We start from the raw sequence: 13,010 nt of genomic DNA, 5'->3' as shown, positions 1-13,010 counted from the left end.
AAAAATATGCAAATATGCATATATTGTTTTTATTTCTCAATGTCAGAATATTGAAAAACAAAAGACTCGAAGGTAAAATAAAGTCATTATCCGTCTTCTTTTGTCAGTCACAGAGAATAGAAGAATAGGAGAGGAAAAAATGAGAAAATCATTGAAACAAAAAATAGTAAGCTCTTTGCTTGCTGTATCACTCGCTGTTAGCTTAGCTCCAATTGGGCAAGCAAAAGCGGATTCCACGTCAGAGGTTACACAAACTCCATCTATTACAAAACAGATTGATCCAAACCGCGCGATTGAACATGTTCGTTTCTTATCTGAAACAATTGGTCCTCGCCCCGGTGGAACAAAATCCGAAGAATGGGCTTCTCGTTACATTGGTATGCAGCTTAAATCAATGGGCTATGACGTAGAATATCAACCATTTCAGGTGCCCGATCAATACGTTGGATTCATTGAATCACCACTATCAACAAAACGTAATTGGCAAGCTGGTGCTGCTCCTAATGCACTCATTTCTACAAAAGCTGTTACAGCTCCCCTTATCTTTGTTCAAGGTGGGACAAAATTAGAAGATATTCCAAATGAAGTAAACGGTAAAATTGTTTTATTTGAAAGAGGAACGACAGTTACAGACTATAATAAACAAGTTGAAAATGCTGTTAGCAAAGGTGCAAAAGGTGTTCTTTTATACAGTTTAATTGGCGGACGCGGAAATTATGGACAAACCTTCAATCCCCGCCTAACGAAAAAGCAATCTATCCCTGTCTTTGGTCTTGCTTATGCGCAAGGAAATGCATTTAAAGAAGAAATCGCTAAAAAAGGGACAACAATTCTTTCCCTAAAAGCGAGACATGAATCTAAATTAACATCTCTAAATGTTATCGCCAAAAAGAAACCCAAAAAGAGTACAGGTAATGAGAAAGCAGTCGTTGTAAGCTCGCACTATGATAGTGTTGTCGGAGCACCTGGCGCAAATGATAATGCTTCTGGAACTGGATTAGTATTAGAACTAGCTCGTGCTTTTCAAAATGTAGAAACTGATAAAGAAATTCGCTTTATTACCTTTGGTTCTGAAGAAACTGGATTACTTGGTTCGGATTATTACGTGAATAGTCTATCCCAAAAAGAACGCGACCGTATTTTAGGTGTCTTTAACGCCGACATGGTTGCAACAAATTATGATAAAGCAAAGAATTTATACGCTATGACACCTGATGGCTCTACAAACTTTGTAACAGACGCTGCCTTGCAAGCAGGTAAACAACTAAATAATGACCTCGTCCTACAAGGTAAATTCGGTTCTAGTGATCATGTTCCATTTGCTGAAGCTGGTATTCCTGCTGCTCTATTCATTTGGATGGGTGTCGATAGTTGGAATCCATTAATCTATCATATTGAGAAGGTATACCATACACCTCAAGATAACGTATTAGAAAACATTTCACCTGAACGAATGAGAATGGCATTAGACGTTATCGGAACAGGAGTTTATAACTCGCTTCAAAAACCTGTTCCTCAAACTGAACAGAAAGCTGCTTAATCATTTAAAAGACCACTGATTTTATCAGTGGTCTTTTATTGAGAAAAAATATATATGCATAAAAGCATATTTTATCCTACCCATTATCGTATACAATATTAACTGTAACAACACCGATTACAACTAATAAGGAGGCTTTTTCTATTATGAAAAAAATGATTTTAGCAGGTGCATTAACTTTAGCAGGAATTACTGGAGCTACTGCGTTTATTCCTGAAACAAAAGTCGCTGCTGCCGCTCAAGAACAAAGCTTTACAAAATTTTATTCTTTGCAAACTGGAGGTAGTTCTGAACAAGAACCTATTTTCCTTCAAAAAGGACAAGAACTAACAATTCATCCTAACAGCAAAACTCCTAGTTACAGTGTTTATGACTCAAATCATAACCTAATTGGACGTTATTCTGATGGTTACGGCCGAATTTTCACTGCAAAAACAGATGGAAATATGTATGTTCAATTTCATGCACCTTACGTTTACTATAGTCCTGTTAGTTTTTCTGTTACTTATACTATTCAATAAAAAAGAGGTCCTTTATAGGGCCCCTTTTATTTCTCTTGCCAATTCACTTTTACGAATCCATCTTTCACTTTTAATCCACTTATATTCAATACATACTCTTCATTTGCTTTTAAAGTAACTGTAAAACTACCTTTTTTCGATTCACAGATTTCCTTTAACTCTTTTATACCTTCTCCTCGTCTTTCATACACGCTAAAGCATAAGTTCCCTCGTTTTGCATCTGTCTCATAAGAAAATGTCACTTCTGTGTCCTTCTCATACTGAAGTTCAATATCTTTACCGGCAATATCCCATGATGAGAATTTCGCCTCGTAACTTGTCTCCCCTTGCTTCTCATTTTCTAAATATATATCTCCTGCTTTCCACGCGTCATTTAACGTTTGTGCAAAAGCAAAACCACTAAGTAATACAAACATTGTACTTGCCAATATCGCAACTAATGTTACTTTCTGTTTTTTAACAAAGTTCATCTTATATTCTCCTTCAACTTTCTTTTTACTTCTTCTTACCATATATAACAAAAAACCGATAAAAAATGGAAATATAACCGCTAAGACACTCCATCCTTTACTCATTTGATGTGCTTTAGCATCTGTATATACCCATGATGCAACACATATTAAAAGTGCTATAAAAGCTAAAAACATCGTCACTCCAGCTACTTCAAATAGTACAAACGGATTAGCGAACTCATTCATGTAATTTATACTCCTTCTTTAAAAATGACTGTATTACAACATATATCGGAATGTATACATGCATCATAATCACAATGGCTATTAACATAGGAATTTTATAATCCAAATGAGTGACAAATTGTTCTATAACAATTGTTAGCAAAACAATCCAAATGGTATGAATACAAATCATCCATTTCCTCTCTAACTTCTGAGCCTTTCGCACGCCCTGCTTCGTGTTATTTATTAGCTCTTCGCTTGGAGTTATCTCTTCTGCTAAACTGCTCTTTATTTTCTGTTCAAATTTATCTTCCTTCATGAACGGACCCCTCCAAATGTTCTCGCATTTTCTTTTTCCCATAATTCAGCCGATACTTTACCGTACCAATCGGTATATTTAATATTTCGCTCATTTCTTTATAAGAGTATTGTTCATAATAGTAGAGTACGAGCACGGTTTTATATTTTTCATTCAATAGCTGTATAACTTCCCGTATCATTTCCGCTTCCACTTTTTGAATAAATTCTTCTGATATATTCACATCATCTGCGAAATCTATTTCTCCACCATCCTCTTTATGAAACAAATCCAATATTCGATCTTTCCACCTTTTTTTCTTACGATAAAAATCATAAAACGTACGAACACAAATTGTAGTAATCCATTTTTTATAATTCTCCACGTAAGAAAGTTGGTGCCGCGATGAAAAAACTTTTATCCATGTCTCTTGAAAAATATCTTCCGCGTCTTCTTTCGTCTTTGCTAACTTATAGCATAAGGAATATATTTGCTTCTTATATATATCAATTAATTCTTCTACCTTTTCTTCCATCATAAGCCTCCTGTCATTTATATAAGACGACGCAAATTCCCTTTTTGTTTGATAAAATTTTATTTTTTATTATCTCCACATAAAAAGGCAATCACAACATCGTGTGATTGCCTTTTATTTAAAAACGAAAGTCCGCTTCCGCTTTTCTTAATTACATTTTTTCTGGTGCAGATACTCCTACGATTGCTAATGCATTTTGAAGTGTAGTGCGTACTGCTTTCATTAACTCGTAACGAGCTTTACTTAATTCTAAATTATCTTGGTTTAATACTTTTTCTGCATTGTAGAAGCTGTGTAATGTTGCTGCTAATTCAAATGCATAGTTTGTAATACGGTGTGGTAGACGTTTTTGTGCTGCATCCGCAACTACCGCTGGGAATTCACCAAGTTTTTTCAGTAACTCTACTTCTTTTTCAGAAGTAACAAGTTTGTAGTTAACGTCTCCGCCTGTAGCTAATCCTAATTCTTCACCTTGGCGAAGGATGCTGCATACGCGAGCGTGAGCGTATTGTGCATAGTATACTGGGTTTTCATTAGATTTTGATACAGCTAAGTCCATATCGAAGTCTAAATGAGAGTCACCGCTACGCATTGCGAAGAAGTAACGCATTGCGTCCACGCCTACTTCTTCCATAAGCTCACGAAGTGTAACTGCTTTACCCGTACGCTTACTCATCTTCATTTTTTCACCATTTTGGTATAGTTGTACCATTTGGATGATTTCTACTTCAAGCGTGTCTTTATCGTAACCAAGTGCTTGAATAGCAGCTTTCATACGTGGAATATAACCGTGATGGTCAGCACCCCAAATGTTAATTAACTTATCGAAACCACGCTCTAATTTATCACGATGATACGCGATATCTGGCGTTAAGTATGTGTAAGAACCGTCATTTTTAATTAATACACGGTTTTTATCGTCACCGTAAGTCATTGAACGGAACCAAGTTGCACCGTCTTCTTCAAAGATCTCGTCGCGCTCTTTTAATACAGCAAGAGCTTGATCAATTTTTCCGTTTTTGTATAATGATGTTTCTGAGAACCATACATCAAATTTAACACGGAAGCTTTCTAAGTCTTTTTGAAGTTTTGCTAACTCATATTTTAAACCGTAATCACGGTAGAATTCATAGCTTTCTTTTTCATCAGCTTTCGCATAACGATCGCCAAACTCTTCTGCTAAACGTTTACCGATTCCAATGATGTCCGCACCATGGTATCCGTCTTCTGGCATTTCTTTCTCTAAGCCTAAAGCTTGCATGTAACGAGCTTCAACAGAAAGAGCTAAGTTATGAATTTGGTTACCAGCGTCATTAATGTAGTACTCACGAGATACATCGTATCCTGCTTTTGCTAATAGGTTACATAAAGTGTCACCTACTGCCGCACCGCGTGCATGTCCTAAGTGAAGGTCACCTGTTGGATTCGCAGATACGAACTCAACTTGTACTTTTTCACCTTTACCAGTATTCGTTTCACCGTAAGCTTCACCAGCGTTTACGATTGTTGGAATTAAATCTGTTAAGTAGCTATTATCCATATAGAAGTTAATAAAACCAGGACCAGCGATTTCGATTTTTTCAATAGAAGCTTTTGCTTTATCGAAGTTTGCAACTAGTTCTTCTGCAATCATACGAGGTGCTTTTTTCGCAACGCGTGCAAGTTGCATTGCCATATTTGTAGAGAAGTCACCATTTGTTTTATCTTTTGGAGATTCTAATACAACGTTTGGAATTTGTTCTTCTGTCGCTAATTCTGCCTTTAATACAGCAGCCTGAATTTCTTCTTTAATCAATCCTTTTACCTGTTCTAAGGAATTCATTATTTTGCCTCCTTCAAATTAATTGTAATAGTATATCTGCCAGCTTCTTGTTCACTTAGAAGCAATGCGTACGTTAAGAAGAGTTGTCCTTTTTTCTTTTCATCCGACCATTTAAAAAGAACGTTATCAGTCTTTGTTTGCAATGCAAACGTACCAAGTTCACTCGTATACGTACCAGTTGTCCATTCACCTTTCACATGCGTCTGACGCATAGAAACAGCACCTGAACGCATAATGAGAACTTGTTCATCTTGAATTTTAATAATTGTTTTCACTTCGCCTTGTTCGTTCGGCTCCTGGAATGTTACATATGTACCTTGACCTTTTACATAGTATTGACCATTTGCTTCAAAAGCAACGGTTTCCTTCCTCGCCCCTTCACGGATTTCTGTTACGAAATGAACGTGTACCGGCAAGCCTGCAAGTTGTTTCTCCACGTCTTGCACACCTTTCAAATGTTATAGATATTAAATACTACTTATAATAAATCACTTTTCCTATCATATCAAAAAAAGACTCTGTCTGTCTGCTGAAAAATCAGGAAAACTCCATTTCAAAAAATAATTCAACTTCTACTTTATTTCATATGATAAAATATTTTTTAAATCTAAATATTCTTTCAATTGAAGAGGTGAATGTAGTGATACCAACAAAGTTAAAAAAGGGTGCTGAAATACGAGTGATTTCACCATCGTGTAGTTTAAGTATTGTTTCAAATGAAAATAGAAAACTTGCTATAAAAAGATTAACTGACATGGGCTTTCAAGTTACATTCTCAAAATATGCTGATGAGATAGATCGATTTGCTTCCTCCTCTATTTCTTCCCGCATTCAAGACCTCCATGAAGCATTTCGAGACTCTAATGTAAAAGCTATTTTGACTACACTTGGCGGATACAACTCAAATGGTTTATTGAAACATCTCGATTATGATTTAATTCGTGAAAACCCGAAATTTTTCTGTGGTTATTCTGATATTACTGCCTTAAATAATGCAATTTACGCAAAAACAGGGCTTGTTACATATTCAGGACCCCATTTCTCTTCGTTTGGAATGGAGAAAGGGCTCGGATATACAACCGATTACTTTTTAAAGTGCTTAACTTCTAATGAGCCTATTGAAGTCCTTCCATCTGAAACATGGAGCGATGATTCTTGGTATATAGATCAGGAAAATCGAGAATTTATTAAAAATGAAGGATATGTTTCAATTCAAGAAGGAGAAGCTACGGGAGATATTATCGGTGGCAATATGAGCACATTTAACTTACTGCAAGGTACACCATATATGCCAAATTTAAAGGAGAAAATTTTATTTATTGAAGAAGATAGTTTAACTGGAACATCTACTCTTAAAACTTTTGATCGTTATTTACATTCCCTTATGCAGCAGCAAGGTTTTGAATACATAAAGGGAATCGTTATAGGAAAGATGCAAAAAGGTGCAGAATGTACGATAGAAGACATTCAAGAAATGATTGCTTCAAAACCTGAACTTGCACATATCCCTATCATTGCAAACGCAAGTTTCGGGCATACAACCCCGATTTTCACTTTTCCAATTGGTGGACATGCAAAAATTATTTCTCACAAAGAGAAGACATCTATCACTATTTTAACGTACTAAAAAAGGAGCGAATGAGTCGCTCCTTTTATGGTTTTTCTATTTTTTCCAACGCTTTTTGCGGAATGGATTCTTTCGGGATTTCAGCCCATCCTTTTCCTTGCATACCTTTTGCATAAATTTTTATAAACGCCCCCGTATGCAATTCACGGTTCATCATTCTTTTAATAACTTGTAACTTTCCATCTTCTGTATACCCTTTAAAAGTATACAAGTATTCTCCGTCTTTTTTCTCACCTTTATCTATAACCGCATAATAATCTTGTATTTCTTTATTTGAAAAGAAGTTGTCTACAAAAGCATGTACACCTTCTGTTTTTGTGTTCAAATAATACGCTGTTCCACCTAGAATAATGGCGAATACAGCTAAAACTTTAATTACCAATTTCATACATGAACCTCCTGTTTGCACTTCTTTCTCGCTAGTATTATATCTATACTTGTATTATACGGAAAAGAGCATACTATACTCTATCTAAAAGTCTTACACTTTCCTTACATTATTGTAAGGGATTTTTTCTTACAACCAGTTCCCAAGAAAAAATTTTTCCGTTTCATACACTTTTATATTATTATTGAATGATACGAATTTTTATTACAAAAATCAAAGGAGACAGTTTTCAAATGGCTATCTTGCAAGGTTTAGCACTATTACTTGTTGTACTTTGTCTATTTACACTTTTCAGTTACCGTGCGCCTTACGGAATGAAGGCGATGGGCGCTTTAGCTAATGCAGCAATTGCAAGTTTTCTTATTGAAGCATTTCACCGTTATATAGGTGGAGAAATGTTTCATAATGACTTTTTACAATCAGTAGGAGAAGCTTCCGGTAGTATGAGCGGTGTCGCAGCAGCGATTTTAGTCGCATTAGCAATCGGTGTTTCCCCCGTATATGCTGTTTTAATTGGTATCGCTACTAGTGGATTTGGTATTTTACCAGGATTTTTCGCTGGATACGTTTGTGCCTTCGTCGTGAAATTTCTCGAAAAGAAATTACCAGCTGGTGTGGAATTTTTAGCAATCCTATTTATCGCTGCACCAATCTCACGCGGAATGGCAATGCTTATGGATCCGCTCGTTAACGCCACACTTGGTAAAATCGGTTCTATGATTTCAGTTGCAACTACAGAAAGTCCTATCATTATGGGTATTATGCTTGGTGGATTAATAACAGTTATTTCTACCTCTCCACTGAGTTCTATGGCACTAACTGCAATGCTTGGATTAACAGGTTTACCAATGGCAATTGGTAGTCTGGCTGTAGCAGCTTCAGCCCCAATGAACTTTATTTTCTTTAAACGCTTAAAAATTTGTTCAAAGAAAGATACAATTGCTGTAGCAATCGAGCCTTTAACACAAGCCGATGTTGTTTCAGCAAATCCGATTCCAATTTATACGACAAACTTCGTTGGCGGTGCACTTGCTGGTATTATTACCTCTCTGTTCCAGCTCGTTAATAATGCACCAGGAACAGCATCACCAATCCCAGGACTTCTTGTCTTATTCGGATTTAATGACGTTGTAAAAGTAACAATTGCTGCTATATTATGTGGGATCGTTACCACTATTGTCGGATACATCGGATCTATTGTGTTCCGTAAATATCCGATCCGCTCTGCTGATGAAATTCGCGGAGTTACTTCGGAAGAGAAGGTTGCATAAGAAAAAGAGCTATTCCCATCGTTTAGGAATAGCTCTTTTTTGTGTCGCGTAACAGTAAATGAAATTATATCGGCGGTTTTTTAATATATCAGCGATTTTTTTAATATATCGACTCACCGACACATAACGAAAAAATAAGAGCCCTCTAATCATATAGAGGGCTCTTATTTTATCTAGCTGCAGCGGCTAGAATCTCCAGCCATTTCACACTCTCGGTCGAGCGTTCCAATGACCTGCGATTCTGAGCGAGCTGCCTCCGCTTTTATTACTATCCAGTTACGCCTCCTAGACCCTTGCGTCTAAGAACCTTCCCTGCCAAAAGGTAAAAAGCACCTTTTGCAGGAAAGAACCTTAGTCACCGGGTCTAAACAGTCGGCTTCACTTTTACTTTATCTAGCTGCAGTGGCTAGAATGATCGGTGGCTTCGCTTCTTCCTTCGAGGCAAAAAGCGCCTTTTGCAGGAAAGAACCTTAGCCACCGGGCCTAAACAGTCGGCTTCACTTTTATTTCACCCAACCGAGCAGCATTTCCCGCACGAATTTGCTTGCTGCGACTGGTGTTTGATCACTATGGTCGTAGACTGGAGCTACTTCTACCAAGTCTGCTCCAACTACATTTATATTTGAATTTGCAATTGCTACGATGGAATCTAATAATTCTTTAGATGTGATACCGCCAGCTTCTAACGTTCCTGTTCCTGGAGCGTGAGCTGGGTCTAATACATCAATGTCGATTGTGACATAGACTGGGCGGCCAGCAAGTTTCGGTAATACTTCTTTTAACGGTTCTAATACGTCAAATTTGTATAAGTTCATACCTACTTCTTTCGCCCATTCAAATTCTTCCTTCATTCCAGAACGAATTCCGAAAGAATATACGTTTTCCGGACCAATTAAATCACACACTTTACGAATTGGTGTAGAGTGGGATAAAGGCTCCCCTTCATACGATTCACGTAAATCAGTATGAGCATCCATGTGGATGATTGCTAAATCCGGATATTTTTTTGCCATTGCCTTAAAAATTGGCCAAGACACTAGGTGCTCACCGCCGAGACCTAGTGGAAACTTATCGGCATCTAAAAGTTTTGATACATACTCTTCAATCATGTCTAAGCTGCGTTGTGCGTTTCCGAATGGTAATGGGATATCACCCGCATCAAAATATTTTACCTCTTCTAGTTCACGATCTAAATACGGGCTATATTCTTCAAGACCGATTGATACTTCACGAATACGTGCAGGGCCAAAACGAGATCCCGGACGGTAACTTACTGTCCAATCCATAGGCATCCCATAAATAACTACCTTTGACTCTTCAAAACTTGGATGACTTTTAATAAATACTTTACCTGAATAAGCTTCATCAAAACGCATATTCTTTTCCTCCTTATGTGGAACTTAAGGTATCCCAACCTTTCACTATTTCTCAAATTTGGAGCGAATTGCTCCTCTTTCTCGATTTACCGGGTCTTCTTTTTAACAACAAGAAGACGATTTTCTCTACAGAAGTGTAAGTAGCTAGCATGTTCAAGTCTTCTGGACAAACACCTTAAATGAGCTACTTACACTTTATTTGTTTGATACAATTCTCTTACTTAATTAAATCGCCAACAAATTTCGGTAATGCGAATGCTGCATTGTGTAATTCTTTTGTGTAGTATTTCGTTTCGATTTCGTGGAAACGCTCTTCACTTACTTCTAATGGATCATGTTTTTTAGATCCAATTGTGAACGTCCAAAGACCACTTGGGTAAGTTGGAATGTTTGCTGTGTATAAACGAGTGATTGGGAAGATCTCTTTTACGTCTTTAAACACAGTTGTAATTAACTCTGGTGTGAACCAAGGGTTGTCCGTTTGTGCAACGAAAATACCATCTTCTTTTAACGCTTTTGAAATTCCAGCGTAGAAGCCTTTTGTAAATAGGTTTACTGCTGGTCCTACTGGCTCAGTAGAATCTACCATAATTACATCGTATTCATTTTCGCTTTCTGCGATATGTAGGAAACCGTCTCCTACTTTTACTTCTACACGCTCATTATCTAATGCGCCTGCAATTGATGGTAAGTATTGTTTAGAGTACTCAATTACTTTTCCATCGATTTCAACAAGAGTTGCTTTCTTTACACTTGGGTGTTTTAACACTTCACGAATAACACCACCATCACCGCCACCAACAACTAATACGTTTTCAGGGTTTGGATGTGTAAATAAAGGTACGTGCGCTACCATTTCGTGATAAACGAACTCGTCCTTTTCTGTTGTCATAACCATGCCATCTAAAATAAGCATGTTTCCGAACTCTTCCGTTTCAACCATATCAAGTTTTTGGAATTCTGTTTGCTCCGTATGTAATGTGCGGTTAATACGCGCCGTAATCCCAAAATGTTTTGTTTGTTTTTCAGTGAACCATAGTTCCATCGTACAATCACGCCTTTCAATGCAAATTTATAATAGGGACATCATTAATGTCCCCTAACAAAAATAAAACAAAACATCCAAAATGTATAGTTAAAAGTACAAAAATACCGAAAATATATTTTAGTCAGAGGGTTCTAACATATGTGCGGAAAGGGTTTGCACCGTAAAAGGAAAGAAAACCCTTTCTTAAGAAAGGGCTTTTGTCTCTATTTCTACTGGTTTACGAATTGGAATTAGGATCATAATACAACCAACTAACACCACAATTCCACCTACTAAAAACGGACTTTGTGGTGAAACAGTATGACCGATAATTCCTGATAAAATCGGAGCAATCGCACCACCTAACCAACGAACAAAGTTATAAACACCTGACGTAACAGATCTTTCATAAGGTGAAATATCCATTACATAACTTGTGTATAATGCATTGTTTAAGCCAGACGCCAATCCTGATAAAACGATAAGAGTAATTTGTAACCACATAATTTTCACAAAGAATAGTGCAATTAAGAAAATCGCAAATACGAGTAAACTACCCTTCAATAATGTTTTTGGTTCATATTTCCCTTCTAGCTTATGTGCTAAAATTGCAGAACCGTAAGCTAACGCGAGTCCCCATCCGCAAAATACAAAGCCTAATTGAATAGCTGATAAATGCATAATAAGTGGTGAATATGCTAACACGACAAAAAATCCGTAGTAGTATAGCATCCCTGAAATGGCACCTTGCATAAATGGTTTATACTTCACCAGGTTAAGTAATTCCCCTACGCCAGCAGCCTTACGCTTCACTTTTCGTTCTGGTTCTTTTACAAAAAAGAATACTAAAATAAATGCTAAGAAAATTAAAATACTCGTCGCGAAAAACGGATAACGCCAAGAATGACCACCTAATATCCCGCCTAATAACGGTCCGCCAGCCATACCTAAGCCGATAGCTGCTTCGTATAATCCTACTGCTTCATGAACTTCTTTACTTAATGCAATCAATAAAGTCATCGCCGTCGCGAAGAACATCGCATTCCCTAATCCCCATCCAGCGCGGAAAAGAGATAATTGAGCAATCGTTTGTGACATACCACATATAAACGCAAATACAGTCACAATCGCAAGACCGATTGTCATCATCCGTTTATCACCAAATCTCGATGCAAATATACCAGCTGGTAACATCATAATTGCCATCGTTAAAATATAAGCGGTAAATAACATTTCAACTTGCCAATGCGATGCACCAATTTTCTCTGCAATAATCGGCAAAATTGGGTCGACTACTCCTATACCCGAAAAGGCAAGGAAGGTAGCCACCACTGTAATCAATCTCCCTAGTTTTTGTTTGCTCTCCATTTTGATTACTCTCCTTTTGTGCTCTCTAAAAATGTTACTGCACGATGTAAACTATCTTCTAGTTCTGCCTTTACACGTTGCATTTGCTCCATTTTTTCGTCTAACGTTTGCACTTGTTTTTCAAGCATATCTTTAATTTCTTGAATCACTTCACGATCACGAGGATTTTCGCTATTTCTTCTTTGCTCCATTCTTTCTTTTAGTGATAAGAAATGCTGCATTTCTTGAAGTGTGATTCCTAGCACTTCTTTCGCTTCTACAATTCTTTTAATTCTGGCAATATCCTCATCCGTATACAGACGGATATTTCCCTCACTACGTTCTGGGGGATGAATTAAACCAATTTCCTCATAATAACGAAGTGTACGTTTTGTTAAACCGACTTGCTTTGTTACTTCATCAATTTTATACATGTTTATTCCTCCCTTCACTTGATTATTACATTTTACGTTAACGTTAACTTTTCTGCAACTGTTAGACTTTTGTAAATGTTTGTCATATTCAATTGTATTTTCCCTAAAGCAGTTTCATAATAAAAGAAAAGAGATAATAAGGAGAAT

The 13,010-nt window shown here is 36.9% G+C and carries 14 protein-coding genes; 4 read left to right on the top strand and 10 right to left on the bottom strand.

Translation table 11 applies throughout. The features are described from left to right. Positions 1–139: 139 nt before the first annotated feature. Positions 140–1,540 (top strand): M28 family metallopeptidase, encoded by a 1,401-nt coding sequence (locus tag MKY38_RS22965; protein ID WP_341049769.1) that lies wholly within the window; start codon positions 140–142, stop codon positions 1,538–1,540. A gap of 146 nt (positions 1,541–1,686) precedes the next feature. Then, a complete protein-coding gene (locus MKY38_RS22960; RefSeq protein WP_000738221.1) occupies positions 1,687–2,061 on the top strand; it encodes a hypothetical protein in 375 nt (124 codons plus the stop codon). A gap of 26 nt (positions 2,062–2,087) precedes the next feature. On the opposite strand, the gene MKY38_RS22955 is transcribed toward MKY38_RS22960, so the two are convergent. From MKY38_RS22955 to MKY38_RS22935, 5 genes are all read right to left on the bottom strand, one after another. Continuing rightward, on the bottom strand, positions 2,088–2,759 hold the full coding sequence (locus MKY38_RS22955; protein ID WP_001001598.1) for an ECF-type sigma factor negative effector: 672 nt from the start codon (positions 2,757–2,759) through the stop codon (positions 2,088–2,090). After that, positions 2,752–3,057, bottom strand: coding sequence for an ECF-type sigma factor negative effector (locus MKY38_RS22950; protein WP_000656684.1), 306 nt, complete (start codon positions 3,055–3,057; stop codon positions 2,752–2,754). Before MKY38_RS22950 ends, MKY38_RS22955 begins: the two co-directional genes overlap by 8 nt. Continuing rightward, the gene (locus MKY38_RS22945; RefSeq protein WP_065224453.1) at positions 3,044–3,571 is read right to left on the bottom strand and encodes an RNA polymerase sigma factor; all 528 of its coding nucleotides are present in this window, start codon (positions 3,569–3,571) and stop codon (positions 3,044–3,046) included. Before MKY38_RS22945 ends, MKY38_RS22950 begins: the two co-directional genes overlap by 14 nt. A gap of 151 nt (positions 3,572–3,722) precedes the next feature. Then, positions 3,723–5,393, bottom strand: a complete 1,671-nt coding sequence (argS, locus tag MKY38_RS22940; RefSeq protein ID WP_341049762.1) for an arginine--tRNA ligase — start codon at positions 5,391–5,393, stop codon at positions 3,723–3,725. Then, a complete protein-coding gene (locus tag MKY38_RS22935) occupies positions 5,393–5,830 on the bottom strand; it encodes a DUF1934 domain-containing protein (RefSeq protein WP_000414867.1) in 438 nt (145 codons plus the stop codon). Before MKY38_RS22935 ends, argS begins: the two co-directional genes overlap by 1 nt. A gap of 203 nt (positions 5,831–6,033) precedes the next feature. On the opposite strand from MKY38_RS22935, the gene MKY38_RS22930 reads away from it, so the two are divergent. Next, positions 6,034–7,020 (top strand): S66 family peptidase, encoded by a 987-nt coding sequence (locus MKY38_RS22930; protein ID WP_000613224.1) that lies wholly within the window; start codon positions 6,034–6,036, stop codon positions 7,018–7,020. A gap of 25 nt (positions 7,021–7,045) precedes the next feature. Here the strand turns inward: MKY38_RS22930 and MKY38_RS22925 are convergent, their stop codons facing one another. Further along, on the bottom strand, positions 7,046–7,408 hold the full coding sequence (locus MKY38_RS22925; RefSeq protein WP_000779921.1) for a YxeA family protein: 363 nt from the start codon (positions 7,406–7,408) through the stop codon (positions 7,046–7,048). 233 nt (positions 7,409–7,641) lie between these two features. Between MKY38_RS22925 and MKY38_RS22920 the strand changes: the two genes are divergently transcribed. Next, a complete protein-coding gene (locus MKY38_RS22920) occupies positions 7,642–8,679 on the top strand; it encodes a PTS sugar transporter subunit IIC (RefSeq protein WP_114555769.1) in 1,038 nt (345 codons plus the stop codon). Positions 8,680–9,182: 503 nt separating this feature from the next. Here MKY38_RS22920 and speB read toward each other — a convergent pair. From speB to MKY38_RS22900, 4 genes are all read right to left on the bottom strand, one after another. After that, positions 9,183–10,055: an agmatinase gene (speB, locus tag MKY38_RS22915; RefSeq protein ID WP_001209831.1), complete on the bottom strand. Its 873-nt coding sequence runs from the start codon at positions 10,053–10,055 to the stop codon at positions 9,183–9,185. Positions 10,056–10,272: 217 nt separating this feature from the next. Further along, a complete protein-coding gene (gene speE / locus MKY38_RS22910; RefSeq protein WP_000424696.1) occupies positions 10,273–11,100 on the bottom strand; it encodes a polyamine aminopropyltransferase in 828 nt (275 codons plus the stop codon). 186 nt (positions 11,101–11,286) lie between these two features. Then, a complete protein-coding gene (locus MKY38_RS22905; protein WP_000444228.1) occupies positions 11,287–12,450 on the bottom strand; it encodes an MFS transporter in 1,164 nt (387 codons plus the stop codon). Positions 12,451–12,455: 5 nt separating this feature from the next. After that, positions 12,456–12,863 carry a MerR family transcriptional regulator gene (locus MKY38_RS22900; RefSeq protein ID WP_000276560.1) on the bottom strand — a complete coding sequence of 136 codons (408 nt, stop codon included), beginning with the start codon at positions 12,861–12,863 and terminating at the stop codon, positions 12,456–12,458. Positions 12,864–13,010 lie beyond the last annotated feature (147 nt).

It is taken from the genome of Bacillus sp. FSL R5-0585 (genome assembly GCF_038004545.1).
Taxonomy (GTDB): Bacteria; Bacillota; Bacilli; order Bacillales; family Bacillaceae_G; genus Bacillus_A; species Bacillus_A cereus.
Note: the sequence above shows the minus strand (reverse complement) of the source record. Positions and strands in the feature narration are given on the sequence as shown.